The sequence below is a fragment of the Lamprocystis purpurea DSM 4197 genome, from assembly GCF_000379525.1.
GTDB lineage: Bacteria > Pseudomonadota > Gammaproteobacteria > Chromatiales > Chromatiaceae > Thiodictyon > Thiodictyon purpureum.
Window position 1 is genome coordinate 1 of record NZ_KB902510.1, and the last position, 19,110, is coordinate 19,110.

General features: G+C 63.5%; 20 protein-coding genes. 2 read left to right on the forward strand and 18 right to left on the reverse strand.

The window, feature by feature from the left end; all coding sequences use genetic code 11:
- Nucleotides 1–358: 358 nt before the first annotated feature.
- The 15 genes from A39O_RS40995 to rpoE all read right to left on the reverse strand — a co-directional run bounded on the left by A39O_RS40995 (nt 359) and on the right by rpoE (nt 13,190).
- Nucleotides 359–808, reverse strand: coding sequence for a hypothetical protein (locus A39O_RS40995; RefSeq protein WP_157640266.1), 450 nt, complete (start codon nt 806–808; stop codon nt 359–361).
- An 89-nt stretch (nt 809–897) separates the two neighbouring features.
- Nucleotides 898–1,089 carry a GlgC family sugar phosphate nucleotidyltransferase gene (locus A39O_RS0118935; RefSeq protein WP_020506239.1) on the reverse strand — a complete coding sequence of 64 codons (192 nt, stop codon included), beginning with the start codon at nt 1,087–1,089 and terminating at the stop codon, nt 898–900.
- A 166-nt stretch (nt 1,090–1,255) separates the two neighbouring features.
- On the reverse strand, nt 1,256–1,459 hold the full coding sequence (locus A39O_RS43220; protein ID WP_083924780.1) for a DUF1289 domain-containing protein: 204 nt from the start codon (nt 1,457–1,459) through the stop codon (nt 1,256–1,258).
- A 42-nt stretch (nt 1,460–1,501) separates the two neighbouring features.
- A complete protein-coding gene (locus A39O_RS0118945; RefSeq protein WP_020506241.1) occupies nt 1,502–2,713 on the reverse strand; it encodes a glucose-1-phosphate adenylyltransferase family protein in 1,212 nt (403 codons plus the stop codon).
- Between the two features lie 124 nt (nt 2,714–2,837).
- Entirely contained in the window at nt 2,838–3,593 is a 756-nt protein-coding gene (gene pdxJ / locus A39O_RS0118950) for a pyridoxine 5'-phosphate synthase (protein ID WP_020506242.1), read from the reverse strand.
- A 12-nt stretch (nt 3,594–3,605) separates the two neighbouring features.
- On the reverse strand, nt 3,606–4,382 hold the full coding sequence (gene recO / locus A39O_RS0118955; protein WP_020506243.1) for a DNA repair protein RecO: 777 nt from the start codon (nt 4,380–4,382) through the stop codon (nt 3,606–3,608).
- Nucleotides 4,379–5,293, reverse strand: a complete 915-nt coding sequence (gene era / locus A39O_RS0118960; RefSeq protein WP_020506244.1) for a GTPase Era — start codon at nt 5,291–5,293, stop codon at nt 4,379–4,381. Before era ends, recO begins: the two co-directional genes overlap by 4 nt.
- Nucleotides 5,286–5,972 carry a ribonuclease III gene (rnc, locus tag A39O_RS0118965; protein ID WP_020506245.1) on the reverse strand — a complete coding sequence of 229 codons (687 nt, stop codon included), beginning with the start codon at nt 5,970–5,972 and terminating at the stop codon, nt 5,286–5,288. Before rnc ends, era begins: the two co-directional genes overlap by 8 nt.
- The gene (locus A39O_RS0118970) at nt 5,969–6,349 is read right to left on the reverse strand and encodes a DUF4845 domain-containing protein (RefSeq protein ID WP_020506246.1); all 381 of its coding nucleotides are present in this window, start codon (nt 6,347–6,349) and stop codon (nt 5,969–5,971) included. Before A39O_RS0118970 ends, rnc begins: the two co-directional genes overlap by 4 nt.
- Nucleotides 6,350–6,362: 13 nt before the next feature.
- A complete protein-coding gene (gene lepB, locus A39O_RS0118975; RefSeq protein WP_020506247.1) occupies nt 6,363–7,211 on the reverse strand; it encodes a signal peptidase I in 849 nt (282 codons plus the stop codon).
- A 34-nt stretch (nt 7,212–7,245) separates the two neighbouring features.
- On the reverse strand, nt 7,246–9,045 hold the full coding sequence (gene lepA, locus A39O_RS0118980; RefSeq protein ID WP_020506248.1) for a translation elongation factor 4: 1,800 nt from the start codon (nt 9,043–9,045) through the stop codon (nt 7,246–7,248).
- A gap of 160 nt (nt 9,046–9,205) precedes the next feature.
- On the reverse strand, nt 9,206–10,654 hold the full coding sequence (locus A39O_RS0118985) for a DegQ family serine endoprotease (protein ID WP_020506249.1): 1,449 nt from the start codon (nt 10,652–10,654) through the stop codon (nt 9,206–9,208).
- 220 nt (nt 10,655–10,874) lie between these two features.
- Complete coding sequence (locus A39O_RS0118990; RefSeq protein WP_169338464.1) at nt 10,875–11,984, reverse strand: MucB/RseB C-terminal domain-containing protein; 1,110 nt, start codon at nt 11,982–11,984, stop codon at nt 10,875–10,877.
- Nucleotides 11,968–12,552, reverse strand: coding sequence for a sigma-E factor negative regulatory protein (locus tag A39O_RS0118995; protein WP_020506251.1), 585 nt, complete (start codon nt 12,550–12,552; stop codon nt 11,968–11,970). The genes A39O_RS0118990 and A39O_RS0118995 overlap by 17 nt, the downstream gene beginning before the upstream one ends.
- 59 nt (nt 12,553–12,611) lie before the next feature.
- Nucleotides 12,612–13,190, reverse strand: coding sequence for an RNA polymerase sigma factor RpoE (gene rpoE, locus A39O_RS0119000; protein WP_020506252.1), 579 nt, complete (start codon nt 13,188–13,190; stop codon nt 12,612–12,614).
- A 219-nt stretch (nt 13,191–13,409) separates the two neighbouring features.
- On the opposite strand from rpoE, the gene nadB reads away from it, so the two are divergent.
- Nucleotides 13,410–15,041 carry an L-aspartate oxidase gene (gene nadB / locus A39O_RS0119005; RefSeq protein ID WP_020506253.1) on the forward strand — a complete coding sequence of 544 codons (1,632 nt, stop codon included), beginning with the start codon at nt 13,410–13,412 and terminating at the stop codon, nt 15,039–15,041.
- A 33-nt stretch (nt 15,042–15,074) separates the two neighbouring features.
- Here the strand turns inward: nadB and A39O_RS0119010 are convergent, their stop codons facing one another.
- Both A39O_RS0119010 and A39O_RS0119015 read right to left on the reverse strand, forming a co-directional pair.
- Complete coding sequence (locus A39O_RS0119010; RefSeq protein WP_040528219.1) at nt 15,075–15,998, reverse strand: hypothetical protein; 924 nt, start codon at nt 15,996–15,998, stop codon at nt 15,075–15,077.
- A gap of 258 nt (nt 15,999–16,256) precedes the next feature.
- A complete protein-coding gene (locus tag A39O_RS0119015; protein ID WP_157640269.1) occupies nt 16,257–17,135 on the reverse strand; it encodes a hypothetical protein in 879 nt (292 codons plus the stop codon).
- A 343-nt stretch (nt 17,136–17,478) separates the two neighbouring features.
- Between A39O_RS0119015 and A39O_RS0119020 the strand changes: the two genes are divergently transcribed.
- Entirely contained in the window at nt 17,479–18,033 is a 555-nt protein-coding gene (locus A39O_RS0119020; protein ID WP_020506256.1) for a hypothetical protein, read from the forward strand.
- Here the strand turns inward: A39O_RS0119020 and A39O_RS0119025 are convergent.
- Nucleotides 18,030–18,836 carry an Fpg/Nei family DNA glycosylase gene (locus tag A39O_RS0119025; protein WP_020506257.1) on the reverse strand — a complete coding sequence of 269 codons (807 nt, stop codon included), beginning with the start codon at nt 18,834–18,836 and terminating at the stop codon, nt 18,030–18,032. The genes A39O_RS0119020 and A39O_RS0119025 overlap by 4 nt on opposite strands.
- Nucleotides 18,837–19,110: the final 274 nt, after the last annotated feature.

The window sequence follows — 19,110 nt, forward strand, 5'->3', positions numbered from 1 at the left end:
GCTGAAGCCTTGAACTCCAAATGCGCATCAATGGCCGCCACCAGACAGAGGCCGCCTGAGCTAGAATGAGTAACTTGTTAGTGAACCTTCACTAAGGAAATTGAGCGGCGCCCTGCGCGTGACGTCATGTTGGTGCCGAGGCGCGCGCTGAACAGGCGGGTCGCGCCGTGGCCAAGGGTGGACAACCGGCGGGCGTGGCCCGCGCCGCTACTGACGCTGCAGATGGTACGAACCCTGATGGTGCGCTCGCTTTCAGGAAAAATATAGGCTCTTTCTTGCTTCTGAAAAACGAACTGGGCCCTGGCCTCTTTTCGCCACCTTTTCGCATGTTCCGCGTAAGCGACTTGTTAGGCCATTTTCAGATTTGATTATTGAGTTCGGCCCTTTTTTCATTTTCTCTTATATTTTCTTTAGCGTGTTTGTCGCAAAGAGTCTTAAGCCAGCGCCTTTTTGTTGTGCGAATGCGCCCTTTTTCTCCGCATACTTCACAAGTACGCCCACTCATCTCCCTCATCATATCGAATACCCCTTGAATATATTCATCACCGCCGTTGTAGTAAAAGCGAAGACTGCCAAATTTTTGTTTAACTTGTGTTGCAACGACTTGCTCTACGCTTTTTGAGCCAGCCACTGAGTTTATAGAGTCTATATGACCTTGTATAAGATGAAGACCACAATCCAAAATTTCGAACCATCCATCGTCATGTTCAAAGCCTCTGCACATAATAGTTCTAGATTCTGACTCATAGCGATCAGGAAAGATACATGGAAATTTGCTACACAGCAGTCTATCTAGTTCATCATTCACTCGATGTCTCCTATCAATGATTTTTTAATTCTACTCTGTCACCTTGTATTCCGGCCGACCCTCAAAGAGAACCAAGCAGTCCGCTTGAGTCAGAACCAATACCCCTTCGGCACCACGACAACACCCTGCGGGGACACCGTAAAACGCTCCGGATCCTGCTTGCGGTCGAAGCCGATACGCACCTTCGGCGGAATCCGCACATCTTTCTCAATGATGCAGGTGCGCAGATGCGCCCACTCCCCCACCACGACAACATCGAAGAGGATGGTACCCTGAACCAAGTACCCTATGCCGACCTAACCTCGTCCAATAGATCGGGATGACGATCAAGCACCTTTAGCAGGCGGCGCGGGATTCGGTGGACTGCGCCAGCGCTTGTCAACCCGGCTGAACCGACCCGACGGGGCCGTAACGGAACCCCTTGCCAGAACGCCCCAGGACCATCCATCAGCGTTCGCAGTCACAACGAAAATCGCCCTGCCAAGGATCGTGTTCCTCACGGCGATGCGCGACGGCTGCCAGGATGCGCAGTCGGGTGTGATCCGTCGCGCTGCTCCAGTCGGCGATTTCATCACGGGTGCGGAAGCAACCACGACACAGGCCGCACGCAGGATCCATCTGACAGACAGAAATGCACGGAGATTCAACCATCAATATCAGACACTCGAGAGGCAACGAGACGCTCGCCGGGAGTCAGAACCGATACCCCTTCGGCACCACGACGACTCCCTGCGGGGAGACCGTAAAACGCTCCTGATCCTGCTTGCGGTCAAAGCCGATGCGCTCCTTCGGGGGAATCCGCACGTCTTTCTCGATGATACATGTGCGCAGATGCGCCCCCTCCCCGACCACGACGCCATCGAAGAGGATGGAGGCGTCGACGATGGCACCGTCGCGCACGCCAACCCGGGTGAACAGGATGCAATGGTTGACGCCGCCGCCGGAGATCACGGTGCCGGCCGCCAGCATCGAGTTGACGAAAATGCCCTCGGTACCGCTCACCGCCCCGGGAACGGTGCGCGCCGGCGGATACTGGCCCTGGTAGGTCCGGATGTTCCAATCAGCCTGATATAGATCGAGCGGCGGCTCGGCCCGCAAGAGACCCATATTGGCCTGGTAATAGGCGTCGATCGAGGCAAGGTCACACCAATAGCGATCCGGGGTCACCCGGCCGCGTTCGCCGCCGAAGCGGTAACCGCAGGCGAGTGCCGTGCCGAGGTGCGGCGCGATCCAATCCACCCCGAGGTCCTCGTCCGGACCCTCGCCGCCTTGATCCAGCACACTCAGCAGCCAGGACTTGTCGAAGCAATAGACGCCCATGGTCGCGAGTGCATCGTCCGCGGGCGGCACCGCGGCAGCATCCGCTTGGGGTGCCGTCAGACCCAGAATACGACTGTCCTGATCCGCCATGACCAGCGGCTGCACACTGGAGCCGGGCTCGCGACGACCACGCACGGCCAGGGTCACCTGGGCGCCCGACTCGCGGTGCGCGCGGATCAGCTCCGCGTAGTCCATGCGATAGATCGCCTCACCGGCCAGCACCAGCACCTCGCTGGCGGCGCTGCGTTCCAGCAGATAGCGATTCTGGCGGATGGCATCGCCGGGACCGCCATACCAGTTGAGTCCCTCGCGCTGTTGGGCGGGTACCGGGGTGATGAAATCGCCGAGTTCCGGGTTGAAGATCGACCAGCCGTCGCGCAGGTGTTTATGCAGCGAGTGACTCTTGTACTGGGTGAGTACCAGGACCTGGCGCAACCCGGAATGCAGACAATTGGCGAGGGTGAAATCGATCACCCGGAACTTACCGCCGAAGGGAACGGCGGCCTTGGGGCGATGGAGCGTGAGTGGATCAAGTCCGGTGCCGCGCTTGGCGGCAAGGACCAGAGTCAGGGTGTGAGATGGCATGTCAGCAGTGATCCTGAAGAGAGCCGTTGGCCGCAATTGAGGCGATTTCCGTCACATCCGGCAATCGCCTGAAGACAAATATGCGCAAATGACTGGAGGTGCAGCGGCATTGCGCATCCCCACATCAGGCGGGCCGCACCACGGCGGCGTCGATCACCCGCTTCATGTCACGGACCGCCTGATCCAACCCGGAAAACAGCGCGCGCGCGACGATGGCGTGGCCGATATTCAGCTCCTTGATGCCGGGGATGGCGGCGATGGCCTTGACGTTATGGTAATCCAGCCCATGCCCGGCGTTCACCTGGAGTCCGAGCGCCAGACCCTGCTCCACCGCGCGCTGGATGCGTTGAAACTCAGCAGCCCGTTGCTCCGCGGTGCGGGCGTCCGCATAGGCCCCGGTATGGATCTCGACGACCGGGGCGCCGACCGCCTGGGCCGCTTCGAGTTGCGCCGGGTTGGCATCGATAAAGAGCGAGACCCGCACGCCCGCCTCCGCCAACATGGCGCAGAACTCGGTGAGGGCGGCGCGCTGGCCGACGACGTCCAGACCACCCTCGGTGGTCAATTCGGCACGCCGTTCGGGCACGAGACAACAATCCGGCGGGCGCAGTCTGGCGGCGATGCGGCCCATCTCGGGGGTTGCCGCCATTTCCAGATTCATCCGCGTCACCAGGATATCGCGCAGCAGTTCCACGTCCCGATCCTGGATATGCCTGCGGTCCTCCCGCAAGTGGAGTGTGATGAGATCGGCGCCCGCCTGCTCCGCCACCAGGGCGGCCTGGATCGGCTCAGGATAGCGCGTGCCGCGCGCCTGCCGAATGGTACAGACGTGGTCGATGTTGACCCCAAGCAGAACCTCGGGCGGTGCGGTATCTTGCATTTCGACTCTCGATCATTCAGGTTCAGTTGCGGATAAGGTTCCGGGTTCATCGGTCGGCGGCGCTGGACCACGCTGACCGGCATCACCCGCGCGTCGAAACAGCTCCCGGCTCTTCAGCGGTTTGGGTCCCAGGTGGGGTTCGAGCAGCCGCCGCAGCAGGGTGCGCGCCGGCCGGACCTGATCAGCACCCAGGCTATCCCCGCGGGCCAGCGCTAACAGGGTTGCGCCGGGGATCGGCTCGCCCGGGTCATCCGCGTCGGCCAGCCGCGTGCCGCGACCCGGCTCGACGACATACTGATACCGCGGATCCACGGGGTCGCCGACATCCATCACCCGATCGAGTGACGGCCCGTAACCCAAGGCGTCGAGCAGGCGCAGTTCGAACCGGCGCAGCGCCGAATCCAGGTCCTGACCCTCGGCCAACTGGCCGAGAGCGGCATGATAAAAGGCGAAGACCGGGTCATGGGGATCATTGCGGCCCAACAGCCGCATCAGAATCTCGTTCAGATAGAAGCCGCAGGGCAAGGCCCGGCCGACCAACGCAAAGGCACGCCCGGCCGCCTCGCTGCGGGTCAGGGTGAGCACCTCGCCGCGCCCGACCACCGCGATCCACAACGGCTGAAACGGTTGCAGCAGAGCGCTCGTCGGGCTGCGCCCGCGACGCGCCCCCTTGGCGATGGCCGGGAACCGGCCATGACCCTCGGCGAAGAGTTCCACCAGGAGGCTGGTGTCGCTGAAGTCGCGCCGGTGCAGGACGAAGGCGCGGATCAACCCGCCGGAACCGCTCACGCGTCGCGGTACCCCAACTGGGCCAGCGCGGCTTCGTCACTGGACCAGCTTTTCTTGATCTTGACCCAGACTTCCAGGTGCACCGGACAGCCGAAGAGTTTCTGCATCTCCAGACGCGCCTGGGTTGCGGTCGCCTTCATGGCCTCGCCGCGGTGACCGATCAGAATAGCCTTCTGCCCCGATCGTTCGACCCAAATCAGGGCATTGATCCGGTAGCGCCCACCGTCCTCGACAAAGCGCTCGATCTCCACCGTGGTCCGATAAGGCAGTTCCTCCCCGTAACGCTGCACCAGTTGTTCACGTAACAGTTCGGCGGCAAAGAACCGCTCCGACCGGTCGGTGATCTGATCCTCCGGGAACTGCGGTTCACCCTCCGGGAGGGCGGCGATCACCGCCTGTCCGAGGGCCTCGATACCGGTCCCCCGCGCCGCGGAAACCGGCAGCAAGGCACTGAAGGGATAGCGCGCCGCCAGCGCCTGAAGGTACGGCAGCAGCGCCGTCTTATCGGGCACGCCATCCACCTTGTTGATCACGGCGATCGCCGGGACCTTGGCGTTCACCAGGGCCTCCAGGGCCAGGTCGTCCTCCGCGGTCCAGCGCAGGGCCTCGACCACGAAGAGAACGAGGTTGGTGTCGCCGATGGCCGACCGGGCGGCCCGGTTGAGGTAACGGTTCAATGCCCCGTCACCGCGCTGGTGGATGCCGGGGGTATCGATGAACAGGGCCTGACCCGCGGGCAGGGTCTTGACGCCGAGGATGGCGTGGCGGGTCGTCTGGGCCTTGTGTGAGGTAATCGCGAGTTTCTGACCCAGAATGCGGTTGAGCAGCGTCGACTTGCCGACGTTGGGGCGCCCGACGATGGTCACATAGCCGCACCGACGAATCACCGGATCGCTCTCTGGCTCAGCCATGGGCAACCTCGCCAATCCGCGCCAGCATCGCTTCGGCGGACGCCTGCTCGGCCCGCCGTCGGCTGCTCCCTTCACCGCGCGCCGACTGTCCGTCATCGGGCAAGACACATTGTACCGTGAAGCTCTGGTCGTGCTGGGTACCGCCGATGGTCACCACCTCATACTCCGGAATCGGGCGACGACGTGCCTGCAGGAACTCCTGCAGACGGGTCTTGGGGTCCTTGCTGGCACGGGAATCATCGAGTTGCTCCAAGTGGGTCCGAAACAGGGCCAGGATGACGGATCGCGCCTGAGCGAATCCACTGTCCAGATAGACGGCGCCGAGCACCGCCTCCAATGCATCGGCAAGAATCGAGTCGCGGGTATGACCGCCGGTGCGCAGTTCGCCGCCACCCAACCGCAGATAATCGCCGAGCTGCAGACCGCGGGCAAGCTGGGCCAGGGACTCACGCTTCACCAGCGTGGCACGCATCCGGCTCAAGGCGCCCTCGTCGGCTTGGGGGAAGCGACTCACCAAGGCCTCGGCGATGGTGAAGCCGATCAGGGCATCACCCAGAAACTCCAAACGCTCATTGTTGGCGGCCCCGACACTGCGATGCGTGAGGGCCTGCACCAGCAGGTCCTCACGGGCAAAGGCGTGGTTGAGTGTGCGGGCAAATCGTTGAGCGTCCGCGTTCACCGGCCCTTGACCACAACCGTGTGCTTGAACGTCAGCACCGCGTCGACGTTGGCGAAGATATGCGTCCGCTGCTCATAGTCGACCGTCAGATCCAGCGTATTCTCCCCGCTCTTCTTGACGGTGAAGGCTTTACTGTCCACCGACCGGACGTCGTTCACCATCATCTGATTCTCGACCTGTCTCATCACCGCGGGTTTGCCTCCCAGAATGGGCTCAGGACTCTCCGCGACACTGTTCATAATGGACTTCAACGTAAAAAAGCTCATGTACGAAGGTCCGAGCTTGAAGAGCAGAGTCATGGCAAAGATCACCACGACCAGAACGAATAAGATGGCGCTCATCCCCATCCCCTGCTGCACCGCACGCATCCCCGGCATCGCGTTACCTCCGCTATCGAATGACATTACCGAGCCGATCCCATGCGATCGGAATACCATCACGCTCGCTGTCCCAATGCATCCAGATGGCGAACGCCTTGCCCACCAGGTTCGCTTCAGGTACGAAGCCCCAGCAGCGGCTATCGTTACTGTTGTCGCGATTGTCCCCCATCACGAAATACTGGTTGGGCGGCACCCGGATCGGCCCCGCGGCGAGCACACGGCAGCCTGGCGGCAGGTCCGGCGCGCCCTGACGAATCAGCGTGTGATGCTCCACCCCATCCAGGTTTTCAACGGCTTCACGCGCACCGGTCATCACCGCGCCCGAGGCGACACCGGCATAACGGCCGATCGGCAATTGGCCCTGGGGCTGGCCGTTGAGATAGACGGTCTTGTTTTGATACCAGATCTCGTCACCAGGCAGACCGATGATGCGCTTGATGTAGTCGGTCTTGTCGTCCTGCGGGTACTTGAAGACGACGACATCGCCATGGCGCGGCTCGCCCAGATCGACAATCTTGGTGTTGCTCACCGGCAGACGCAACCCGTAGGCAAACTTGTTGACAAGAATGAAATCGCCGGTCAACAGCGTCGGCATCATGGAGTTGGAGGGGATGCGAAACGGCTCGACCACAAAGGAGCGCAGCAGCAGGACGGCGAAGATCACCGGAAAAAACGAGCGCGCGTACTCCACCAGGACGGGTTCGCGATAGACGGCGACGCCGGACATCCCGCCATCCGCCGCGGCGGCCGCCTGTACCAGGCGCCGCCGCCGTGGGGCGAAGACGAGCGCATCCACCAGCCAGATGCCGCCCGTCACGGCGGAAGCCAGCACCAAAAAGGCCGGAAAATCGAAGTTCATGACGTAGAGCAGGTCTCGGTTGAATAGAAAAAAGCTAATCCTTGGTCATCTGCAGCACGGCCAGGAAGGCGGCTTGCGGGATCTCCACCTTGCCCACCTGCTTCATGCGCCGCTTACCCGCCTTTTGCTTGTCCAGCAGCTTGCGCTTGCGGCTCACGTCGCCGCCGTAGCACTTGGCCGTGACATTCTTGCGCAGGGGTTTGACCGTGGTGCGGGCGATGATCTTGCTGCCGATGGCGGCCTGGATGGCGACCTCGAACATCTGCCGCGGGATCAGTTCCTTCATCCGCACCGTGATGTCGTGACCGCGCGACTGCGAAACCGAGCGATGCACGATCGTCGAGAGCGAATCCACCTTGTCACCATTGATCAACACGTCGAGCTTGATCAGATCGGAGGCTTGAAAACGCTTCAGCTCGTACTCGAAGGAGGCATAGCCGCGGCTCGCGGACTTGAGCCGGTCGAAAAAGTCCAGCACCACTTCGGCCAGCGGTAACTCGTAGCTCACCATGACCTGGCCGCCCAGATACTGGATTTGCTTTTGCACACCGCGCTTCTCGATGCACAGGTTGATCACGTTACCCAGATAATCCTGGGGCGTGAGAATGTGCGCCTCGATAATCGGTTCGCGGACCTCGCTGATCCGATTCGGCTCGGGGAGATTGGCCGGATTATCGATGCGGATGACTTCGCCGTCCTGACGCAGGACTTCATAGATGACCGTGGGGGCGGTGGTGATCAGATCCAGATCATATTCGCGCTCCAGACGTTCCTGGACGATCTCCATGTGGAGCATGCCCAGAAACCCGCAGCGGAAGCCGAAGCCCAGGGCCTGGGACACCTCCGGCTCGTAGAACAACGAGGCGTCGTTGAGCCGCAGCTTGCCCAAGGCGTCGCGCAGATCCTCATAAGCGTCCGAGTCGACCGGATAGAGCCCGGCGAACACCCGCGGGCGCATCTCCTTGAAGCCGGGGAGTTTCTCACCCGGCCGCTCGGGTCGGGTGATGGTATCGCCCACCGGAGCGCCGTCGATTTCCTTGATGGCGGCGATGAGATAGCCGACCTCGCCGGGGCCCAGGCTCGGGCGCTCGGTCTTCTTGGGGGTGAAGACACCCACGGCGTCGACCTGTTGGGTGCGCCCGATGGACAGCATGACAATCTTGTCGCGCCGACGGATCTCGCCGTTCATCACCCGCACCAGCGACACCACGCCGACGTAGGGGTCGAACCAGGAGTCGATGATCAGGGCCTGCAAGGGGGCATCGCGGTCACCTTGGGGCGGCGGGATGCGCGTGACCAGTGTCTCCAGCAGTTCAGGGATGCCCTCGCCGGTCTTGGCGCTGACGCGCAGGGCGTCCTTGGCCTCGATACCGATGATTTCCTCGATCTCGCGGATCACCCGCTCCGGCTCCGCCGACGGCAGGTCGATCTTGTTCAGCACCGGCAGCACCTCGAGCCCCTGCTCGATGGCCGTGTAGCAGTTGGCTACGCTTTGCGCCTCGACGCCCTGGGCGGCATCCACCACCAGCAGGGCGCCCTCGCAGGCTGCCAGCGAGCGCGAGACCTCGTAGGAGAAGTCGACATGACCCGGCGTGTCGATGAAATTGAGGTTGTAGGTCCGCCCGTCGCGGGACTTGAACTCCAGGGTGACGCTCTGCGCCTTGATGGTGATCCCGCGCTCCTTTTCCAGGTCCATGGAGTCCAGGACCTGACTCGACATCTCACGCTCGCTCAGTGCGCCGGAGAGCTGGATGAAGCGGTCCGCGATCGTCGACTTGCCGTGGTCGATGTGGGCAATGATCGAGAAATTGCGGATATGGGTCAGATCAGTCATCGGTGTGGGGCGCCCTGGGGCTCTCTGAGTGCGGGGCGTCGGGGAGCAAGACCGGGCCACCGGGGGACGCGGTCAGCCGGTCTGCCCGCGGCCGCGGCCGGAGCCGCGCCGCGGCAACTGCTGCCGCAAAAACTGCGCCATCATAGCAGAAGCAGGTCCCCTACGGCTTGGGAACCCGCACGGCGTAGAACATGCGCCCCTCGCCCCGCTGGATCAGGACGGAGATCGAGCGTCCGGGTTCGAGCGATTCCAGGATGCGGTTGAGTCCCGCGACATCGTCGATCGTCTGATTGTCCAGCATGAGGATGACGTCTCCCGCGATGAGTCCGGCCTGGGCGGCCGGTCCTTCCTTCACCCGCTCGACCAGCGCGCCGCCCTGCGCGATCCCGAGTTGCTCCCGCTGCTCCGGACGCAGTTCGATGACCACCATTCCCAGGCGGTTGAAATCGCTGGCGGCCGGCTCCGCGCCCTTGCCGTCCGGATCGTCAGCAGCGCCGTCGTCCTCGGGGAGTTCCGCAATCTTGACCTCCAGGGCCACCATCGCACCCTGACGCAGGACGTCCAGATGGGCGGACTCGCCGACCGGAGTGGTCCCGACCAGGGGCGGCAGGGCGCTCGAGGTGGGTACGTCCTTGCCGTTGTAGCTGAGGATCACGTCGCCGACATTGACTCCGGCAGTCGCCGCGGGGCTGTCCGGCAGCACCTGCGCCACCAAAGCACCGCGCGGTTGGCTCAAGCCGAAGGTCGGCGCCAGATCGCGGGTGACGTCCTGAATCAGCACTCCCAGCCAACCCCGGCTCACGCGCCCCTTGGTCTTGATCTGCTCGACGACGTCCATCGCCACGTCGATCGGGATGGCAAACGAGAGACCCATGAAACCGCCGGTCCGGCTGTAGATCTGACTGTTGACGCCGATCACCTCGCCGTCCAGATTGAACAGCGGACCGCCCGAATTACCTGGATTGATGGCCACGTCGGTCTGGATGAAGGGCACGTAGTTTTCACTGGGGAGATTACGGCCCTTGGCACTGACGATACCCGCTGTCGCGGAGTGTTCGAAGCCGAAGGGCGAACCGATGGCGAGCACCCACTCACCGACCAGCAGGTCCTTGGCCGAACCGATCCGCGCGGTCGGCAGGTCGGTGGCGTCGACTTTCAGCAAGGCAATGTCACTGCGTTTATCCGCCCCCACCGGTGTTGCCACGAACTCCCGGCGGTCACTGGTGCGCACGATGATCTCCTCCGCCCCCTCGACGACATGGGCATTGGTGAGGACATAGCCATCCGCGGAGACGATGAAACCCGAGCCCAGGGACCGCCCCTGCTCGTCGTCTTCCGGCGCCTCCCCCGAGTCACCCTGATCACCGAAGAAATGCCTGAAAAAATCCTGCAGGGGGCTGTCCTCGGGCAAATCGGGGATGGGGTAGCCTTGGAAGCTCCTCGTCAGATTCTGGCTCTGTTTGGTGCTGATATTCACCACCGTGGGACCGTTTTGCGCCACCAGGGCGGTGAACTCCGGCAACGCACGGTTGGTGGCCTGGACTTGGGCCACCAGTGCGGTGGCCAGGACGGCACCGAGAACAGGCCTGAGACTCGCAAAGAGGCGCATGGGGACTCCGTAATTCGATCGACGGCACCGAGATCACCCAGGTCCGCACGGCACGCGAGGGCGCTCACTCGATCGATCAGCCGGGGAAGGATGAGGGAATTGCGGCAGCCTCACGCCGACACGGCAGAACCGGTCGAAACGGTGGACTCCCAGTCAACTCGACACTGTAGCGGCGCAATCGCAACAACGCCAGTACCACGAACCGGCGCTGGGTACCCGCTCAGGGGGTCGCGTCCCCGGCCGAGCGAACGCCCGACACGGCAGCGGCGACGGTCCCGGCGGGGACCTCGCCGACCGCGATGACCTGATGCCCGTCGACCACCCGGCCGGCGGCATGCACCGCCCCGATGCGGGTCACCCCGTCGAACCCGTCCATGGCATTGCCCTCGATGTAAACCGAATACGATGAGAGCCGATCTGAAAACACGAAATGGTCGATCTGCGCCCCCTGCGGACCCTCCATGACGTCGTGCATGGTCAACTCGAAACCCGCGGGGCGCGGATCGAAGCGCCACGAGGTTGGCAGCGGGTCGGTCGGCGGGGCCGCAAAGACCGGCGGCGGAGCGTCCGCGGACGCGGGCGACGCCGCGGTGGTGCCGCTGAGTTCGATGGACGTGAACAGGAGTTGCTCGATCGCCTCGCCCCGATGGTCGATCAGGTCCGATTTCAAGGGCAGGCCGGTGGCCCGATCCAGGTAAAACTGGTACCCATAGCGCACCTCATCCAGGGGCCGGATCGCCACCACGTCGGTCTCCCGACCGGCAACCCGCGCGCTGTCGAGCAGCTCGGTACGATAGCGATCACTGAGGGCGCGCGGGTCGATCGGCTCCGGCTGCATGAAGGCGCGACGGGACTGGCTCTTGACCAGAATCGGATGGCCGTTCGGCATGACACAGGTCACCCGGTCGCGCTCACGCGTCACGCTGCGCAGTGGGCCGCTCATGGAGACGAGCCGCTCCTGGACGCGGCCGTGCTCGATCCGATGCACCAGATGCAGGGTTTCCAGCCGATTGTCGATCAGGTAGACCAGGGTTCCCTGGTAATCGAGTGAGCGCAAGGCCCCGTTCATCCGGTCCAGCAGGCGGGTCGCCGGACCCAGATCGATCGCATCCGCGACTTGGGCCGACACCCGGGGGAGCAGACACCAGCCCAGAAGCATGGCAAGTCCGATCGGCAACCAGTGCCGCCGCGACCACCGGCGGCGGCCAGTCGGCACCGCGCGGGCGACGCGTAACCCGACATCTGCTCCGCCGCGGCGCGACAGCGGGCGGGACGGCGCCGTCGGCAGTGCCGCACCCACCCGGCCCGGCACCCTAGCGAACCCGCTCATAGCCCACGAGCGTGGCGTAGGGGAGCAGCCCCTTGACCCCGGCAGCGGGTGCGGTTTCCTGGTGATTGACGAGAAACACATCCAATTTGCTCGCCAGTGCATCCCGATCGGTCTGCCAGCGCCGCAGCGCGTGATCGATCGCGGCGTCGCCGACCGCGGCGGAACGCGCCGGCTGAGCCCCAGCGGACCGGTCGGCAGTCAACTCGGTCCCGGACACCGGTCCACGGTAAAATCCCGGGACGGCGAAGACCGCGAGCAAGACCACGCCGGCCGCCATCGCGGCGCCGGCAAGGGGTGAATGCCAGATCCGCGAGCGGACGCCGACAACTGCGCGGGGCATCACCAGGGTGGGCTCGGAACGCAATCGATCACGGACCGCGGCCGCCACACCGCGCACCTCCGACTGGACCCGCTCACCACGCAGGACCTGACCAATCAGGTGATAACGCTCCCAGGTTGCACGCAACGCCGGGTCCTGTCCGACCGAGTGGACCAAGGGCACGGCATGACGGGTCGCCAACTCACCATCAACAAGGGCGGACAACTGGGAAACTTGCTCAGCGGTCATTGGTAGATGCCAGGACTTGGGCGATTGCCGGAAAATCATGTGATTTGACGGAAATCGCCTTAGGGTTCAAGGAGCGGACGCAGCCGCTTGTCAATAGCCTCCCTGGCCCGGAAAATCCTGGATCGCACAGTCCCGATCGGACACTCCATGGCCTGGGCGATTTCCTCGTAAGTCAGCCCCTCGAGCTCGCGCAGGACGATGGCGGTGCGCAGATCCTCCGGCAGGGCATCGAGCGCATCCTGAACGCTGTGGGCGATCTCATCCGTCAACAACTGACGCTCCGGGGTGGCGTAATCGCGCAGCCGCCCGCCCCCGTCCATCAACTCAGCCGTTTCGGTATCCAGATCGTCTCCCGGCGGGCGGCGGCCCTGGGCCACGAGCTGGTTTTTCACCGTGTTCACGGCGATCCGGTAGAGCCAGGTGTAGAAGGCACTCTCCGCACGAAAACCCGCCAAGGCCCGATAGGCCTTGATAAATGCCTCCTGGGTCACATCCAGGACCTCGCTCGGATCGCGGATGTAGCGCCCAATGAGGTTGGCGACCTTCTGCTGATACTTCAACACCAGGAGATCGAAGGCCCGCTTGTCTCCGGCCTGAGCACGTAAGACCAAAGCGTGGTCGGTGTCGCGTTCAGTCACGCCCGCTGACCTCGCGTCCGTCGGGTCCGGGGTCCGATGGCATGGACAATTCCTCGTTCGGTTAGTTCGCTGGTACATCGAAGTGCGGTCGAGAAGGTCCCAAGTAAAGCACGTAACCTTGATCCAGGACATGAAATCGGTGAGTGTAGCGACTTGGCCGGACGTTCGGCCCGACCATCCCTGTTCCGCCACCAATCGATCCGCGAGCGAGCCTGAACGATGACCGAGACCGTCCACCGTTACGATTGCCTGATCCTCGGCAGCGGGGCCGCGGGCCTGAGCCTGGCCCTGCGTCTGCCCGCGCAGAGCGCGGTGGCTGTCGTCTCCAAACGCGAGTTGAGCGAGGGCAGCACCGTCTACGCCCAAGGCGGCATCTCAGCGGTGCTCGACGCCAACGACTCAGTGCAGTCGCATGTCCAGGACACCCTGAAAGCCGGGGCCGGCCTGTGTGACCCGCGCGTCGTCCGGATGGTGGTCGAGCACGGTCCCCGCAATATCCAGTGGCTGCTCGACCAGGGCGTCGCCTTCACCCGCAACGCCGAGTATGTGTCGGCGGGCGGCTATCACCTGACACGCGAGGGCGGCCACACGCACCGGCGAATTGTACACGCGGCAGACGCTACCGGTCTGGCAGTGGCCACGACGCTGGAAGCCCAGGTGCGTGATCGGCCCAATATCAATGTACACGAGCAGCATATCGCTGTCGACCTGATCACCTCGCGTCACCTCGGGGATCAGCGCGCGCACCGGTGTCTCGGGGCCTACATCCTGAATCTCGCGACCGGCCGGGTAGAGACCTATCTGGCGCGCTTCGTGGTGCTCGCAACCGGCGGCGCCAGTAAAGTCTATCTGTACACCAGCAACCCGGATGTCTCCACCGGTGACGGGATCGCGATGGCCTGGCGGGCCGGCTGCCGGGTGGCAAACATGGAGTTCATGCAGTTCCACCCGACCTGCCTCTATCACCCGCTGGCCCGCTCCTACCTGATCACCGAGGCCCTGCGCGGCGAAGGTGCGCGGCTGCTGCTCCCGGACGGCGAGCGCTTTATGCCGCGCTTCGACGCCCGCGCCGAACTGGCCCCGCGCGATATCGTGGCGCGCGCCATCGACCACGAGATGAAGCGCCTGGGCAGCGACTGCGTTTACCTGGACATTTCCCACCGCCCGGCCGATTTCATCATCGAGCATTTCCCAACCATCCATGCCCGCTGCCTTGAACTCGGTATCGACATCACCCGTGAGCCCATTCCGGTGGTTCCGGCCTCGCACTATACCTGCGGCGGCGTCATCGTCGACGATCAGGCCCGCACCGACCTGGCCGGCCTCTATGCCAGCGGCGAGACGGCCTACACGGGGCTGCACGGGGCGAACCGCATGGCCAGCAACTCGCTCCTGGAATGTCTGGTGTATTCGGAGTTGGCGGCCGCGGACATCACCCGCCTGATGACGAAGAGCGGCGAACTCCTCGAGGCGCCGCCGTGGGACGAGAGCCGGGTCACCGAGCCCGATGAGGAAGTGGTCGTCACCCACAACTGGGACGAACTGCGTCGTTTCATGTGGGACTATGTGGGCATCGTCCGCACCAACAAGCGGCTGCGCCGCGCCAAACGGCGCGCCGACCTGCTCCATCAGGAAGTGATCGAGTACTACAGCAATTTTCGTGTCAGCAATGATCTGATCGAACTGCGCAACCTGCTCGAAGTGGCGGATCTCATCATCCAGTCGGCGCTGCGGCGGCGCGAGAGTCGGGGGCTACATTATACGTCCGACTTCCCTGACAAGGACCGCAGCCAACGCGCACCCACCATCCTGATTCCTGACGGATATCGACCGCGCGGGCGAAATGAATAACACGTCATCTGGACCATATTTTCCCGAAATCGCCTAACCTGGACAGCCCCGCGACTCGTCATCGCGGGCGCTGCGTTCGAGCTGCACGATGAACGCGGCCGGCGGCACCAAGACCCAACCCCGAAAATCAGCGCCCAACGGCCCCGACAACTGGCGCGGCGGCCGGTCCTCGGCAACCTCGACCACGTAGAGCCCGACATCCCCGTACATCCCTTGAGGGTCTTCGAGGACGGTCTCGCGCGCCCACTCCTCCAGTCCGGCCATGACCGACTCACTGCGAACGCCTGCCGCCGAGCGTTGCGCCGCCAGACCAAATAAGAGCAACTGCTTGTACTCATTATCAATATCGGTATCGTCCTGACCGCTGCCCGGGTGCCCATGACGGGTGCCCTGAGTCATCCGCCGAACCAACAGATAGACATAAAGATCATGCAGGTCCCGCCAGGCGTTCTCCGGTAACGGCCGACCCCACAGGGCCGCGTAACGGATTTGCCGGCCAAAGAACCGGAACAGATTATGCGTCGCCCAGTCACGCCGCCGAACCTGCTGCTCATCCTGGACCAGATAGCAGCGATCGAACTGGCGCAAGGCCTGGTTCAGATTCTGAAACATCAGCCAGTACAGCCGTTGCTCGACCGTCACCCCGCGCTGAACCGAATCGGCAGCCGAGGCCGCTGATCCCGGCGTCAAGGGCATCGTCCAAGGCTTCGGCAAACCGGCACAAGTCTTGAGTACGGGGCGCTTGAGCAACCGCAGCACCGAAAAGCGTCGCGACGGGGAACAGTCCGCCCGGCGCAGGCCGTCCAGTGCCAGGACCAGCGCGGGGCCCGATTGGCGCACCCCGGCAGCGCGCAAGCTGCGAATCCATTCGCCCGACTCGGGCACGTCCCCGACGAAGCGCGGTGCGGCAAGGTCACGGATGGTCGCGGTCGCTAACTGAAGGGAATCGGAGCCCATGATGACCTTCCAGTCGAACTCAATCGACAAACCTCGGCGAGCCTTCAAGTACGACCCCGACCCCCCATTCCCGAGCACGTCGATGGTGGCACCCTTCCGCCTTGAATGCTAGCCGCCGCGGTCGCTCAGGATCTGCCGATTGCTTCCCAGTTTGAACGCAGGCAGCGCGGGGCATGGCCCTGAACCGGGGACTTGATCGCAGTTGGGATCGCAGTTGGGTTCTCAGTTGGGTTCTCAGTTGGGTTCTCAGTTGGGTTCTCAGTCGGCGCCGGGGCGGAACCGTTTGCGGTTGGCCTCGATGATGGAGAGAAGGTCCGCCGGCAAACGCAAGACCCAGGCCCGAGTAGCTGAGCCGAGGGCGCCCGTAACCAGGCGCGGCGGTGTATCGCGCGAGACCTCGACGAGGTAAGTGCCGAGATAGCCGAAGTACAGACCAGGATCTTCGAGTGTGCTTGCGCGCGCCCAGTCGGCGAGCCGCTCCGCCTGATCCGGCCCGAGCAAGGTGTCGCCCCCTTGCTCGGCGTACAAGCCGAGGATCAGGAGCCGCTTGTAAGCTGTTTGCGGGTCGTCGCCCGAAAGGGCATCAGCCGCTTGCGCCATCCGTGGCCGTGCCGCCGCCATCCGGTTGCTGGCATAGAAGAACAGATCGTGCAGTTCCTGCCAGGTATGCGGGGGCCAGGTCCTGCCCCGGACCACCCCGAGTTCGATTTGTCGGCCAAGCCAGTCGAACATCTCGGCAACCAACCACGCGCGCTCCGCATCAGGATCTACCGGCACGCCCCGCGCGGAACGGTCCCGGCGCTCCAAGGTCAACTTGAGGTTCCTGAACATGATGCAGCACAGGCGCTGTTCCAGGGAGAGCGGCGCCGCTGCGTCAGGCGGCGGCAACCGGCCCTTGGGCAGATCGTCGGCCACATCACGGAGGACGATCGCCAGTTGCTGAAGAATCGCCAGTGCCCGCGGACCCTCGACCGGTACCTGAGCCAGTCGCTCCAACTTGAGCAACAGCGACACCAACAGTTGACAAAGGCCCTGCCCGCTGAGCCGCTCGAGCCAGGCATCGAAGGCCGGCGAATCAAACTCCCGACAGGCCTGCGCGTCCTCGGACGGCGGAGCGAGTTGATAGCAATTGTCCATACTGAAAAAGAAAAACCGAAAACTCAAAACCCGTTGCATATAGCATAGCTTGGCTACAGCAAAACCGCCCGTGTGTTGCGCCCGTTGATGCGGTCGGCACCAACTTGCCCGCCCGACCGGGCGGACAACCCATCACTCAAGCGATTGCAACCGGCCCCTTCCCGCACCGATACGCCGTGCCGCGAAGGCCGCCGGATGGAGGCGACTGCGCCCTGTTCGGACGCACACGCGGGTCCGGTACTGCTGCCGGGGGTCTTGGGGTGGCGTTCACGGCCCCAATCTGGGATTTTCGGTCGGGGGTGGGTCCGGCGCCGCAGCAGCTTAACGAGTGCAGGAATCAGGCATGGCAATACGCATCAAGAGTCACTGGTGGAACGAAGCGTCCAACCGCACGCTGCCTGAAATTGCCTCAGCACTTGCCTTCATCTCCTGGCGCATCGCGCTGGATAAGGCCATCAATCTGCACTGCGAGCGCTTCGTCTACGCGGACGACGCCCAGCGCCTGGGTGTCATCCGCGAATATCTCGCCTTCCTGATCCAGGTCGCCGACCGGCTGGCCCACGGACGCTTCGCCGACGACGCGCGTCGCGTCCTGATTACGAGCCTCGTGCGAAACGTGATCGCACACTGCCAGGACAACAGTCAGGACCTGCTCGGCCCTGGGGACTACGGCAGCCCCTTCGTCGACCTGCTCAATCGGCGCTCCGCGGACTATGCGCAGTACCAACTCGATCAGGACGGACCCAGCTACGCCTTTCTGCGACACCTCGGGTTCGAAATTCAGAATCTGATGGGGGCGGGCCAGGAGAATCGCTGGGTGATCGACCAGGTGATGGACAAGGACGGCTGGGATGCCTACAAATCATTCGCCAAGGCCTTTCGGGACCTCTTCGACTAGAGCCCGCCCGAATACGCGCTGCCCTGGCAGACCGGACACCAGTAAGTCGAGCGCGGGTTGCGTCCGAGCCGGTCGCGGCGCACCGGTGTGCCGCAGCACAGGCAGGGCTGCCCGGCGCGACCATAAACCCAGAGCCGATCCTGTCCAGCGCCGGACGGCCGCGTACGACGCGGTCCGCCGGAAAGATTTCCGTTGAGCAGATCCCCCGCCGTCCTGTACAGTGTATCGAAATCCGCGCAAGACAGGTCGTCGAGCCGCAGTTGCGGCGAGCGACGGGTCACGAACAGCACCTCTGACTTGTAAACATTGCCGATTCCGGCAGCGACCCGCTGGTCCAACAACAGGTCCACAATTGGCGTGTCCCGCGGCAGCAGTACCAAGGCGCGGTCCCACAGTAGACCCGGGTCGAACGCCTCGCGGGTCAGGTCCGGCCCCAGGTGACGGCGCAGATCCAGATCCCGAAACCTCTGAATTCGCATGCGTTCTATTTCGCGGGCGTTGAAGCAAACGTAGATCCGTCCCTCGACCTCAAGGATCAATGACGCCTGATGCCGCGGCTTCTGCCAAGGCTCCGCGCGCCGGTAGTGGTGCCAGGCGCCATAGAGCCCCAAGTGGCTGCGCAGTCGCTGGCCGTCATCCAGGTCGATGAAGAGATGTTTGCCGCGGCTGGTCACTGCCACAACCTGGCGCGCAGTCAGTTCGGACAGGTATTGTCCACGCACCCAAACCGCGTCCAGCCGACGCCCCGTAAGCCAGTGCCCAAGGACAGCGGCGATGGTGTGAACGGTGTCTCCCTCGGGCATAGCGGGGCTCGGTGGTGGTCGGGGATGTACTGTGGGTGCCGCCGGTTCCTTCGCGATGGCGGGAAGGCACTGTATACGACTTAAGACCCAAGGTCCGCGACAAAAAAATCCCCGCACAAAGCGGGGACGATGACGAAGGAGTCAGCGAGCTTCCAAGGAAACTCCCTGACTTCGAGTACATTTCGCTTGAGAAGTTCGACAGCAACCGGCCAACAACCATTGAGTTTTCGCAAGATCACCTACCGGCCCCGCCCGACGATGATGGGCCTGGCCC

Excerpts from the sequence above, each read along its gene's own strand:
- A39O_RS43220 (WP_083924780.1), bottom strand. The coding sequence starts at position 1,459 with ATGGTTGAATCTCCGTGCATTTCTGTCTGTCAGATGGATCCTGCGTGC.
- A39O_RS0118945 (WP_020506241.1), bottom strand. The coding sequence starts at position 2,713 with ATGCCATCTCACACCCTGACTCTGGTCCTTGCCGCCAAGCGCGGCACC.
- pdxJ (WP_020506242.1), bottom strand. The coding sequence starts at position 3,593 with ATGCAAGATACCGCACCGCCCGAGGTTCTGCTTGGGGTCAACATCGAC.
- era (WP_020506244.1), bottom strand. The coding sequence starts at position 5,293 with ATGGCTGAGCCAGAGAGCGATCCGGTGATTCGTCGGTGCGGCTATGTG.
- A39O_RS0118970 (WP_020506246.1), bottom strand. The coding sequence starts at position 6,349 with ATGCCGGGGATGCGTGCGGTGCAGCAGGGGATGGGGATGAGCGCCATC.
- lepB (WP_020506247.1), bottom strand. The coding sequence starts at position 7,211 with ATGAACTTCGATTTTCCGGCCTTTTTGGTGCTGGCTTCCGCCGTGACG.
- lepA (WP_020506248.1), bottom strand. The coding sequence starts at position 9,045 with ATGACTGATCTGACCCATATCCGCAATTTCTCGATCATTGCCCACATC.
- A39O_RS0118985 (WP_020506249.1), bottom strand. The coding sequence starts at position 10,654 with ATGCGCCTCTTTGCGAGTCTCAGGCCTGTTCTCGGTGCCGTCCTGGCC.
- A39O_RS0118990 (WP_169338464.1), bottom strand. The coding sequence starts at position 11,984 with ATGAGCGGGTTCGCTAGGGTGCCGGGCCGGGTGGGTGCGGCACTGCCG.
- A39O_RS0118995 (WP_020506251.1), bottom strand. The coding sequence starts at position 12,552 with ATGACCGCTGAGCAAGTTTCCCAGTTGTCCGCCCTTGTTGATGGTGAG.
- nadB (WP_020506253.1), top strand. The coding sequence starts at position 13,410 with ATGACCGAGACCGTCCACCGTTACGATTGCCTGATCCTCGGCAGCGGG.
- A39O_RS0119010 (WP_040528219.1), bottom strand. The coding sequence starts at position 15,998 with ATGGGCTCCGATTCCCTTCAGTTAGCGACCGCGACCATCCGTGACCTT.
- A39O_RS0119015 (WP_157640269.1), bottom strand. The coding sequence starts at position 17,135 with ATGGACAATTGCTATCAACTCGCTCCGCCGTCCGAGGACGCGCAGGCC.
- A39O_RS0119020 (WP_020506256.1), top strand. The coding sequence starts at position 17,479 with ATGGCAATACGCATCAAGAGTCACTGGTGGAACGAAGCGTCCAACCGC.
- A39O_RS0119025 (WP_020506257.1), bottom strand. The coding sequence starts at position 18,836 with ATGCCCGAGGGAGACACCGTTCACACCATCGCCGCTGTCCTTGGGCAC.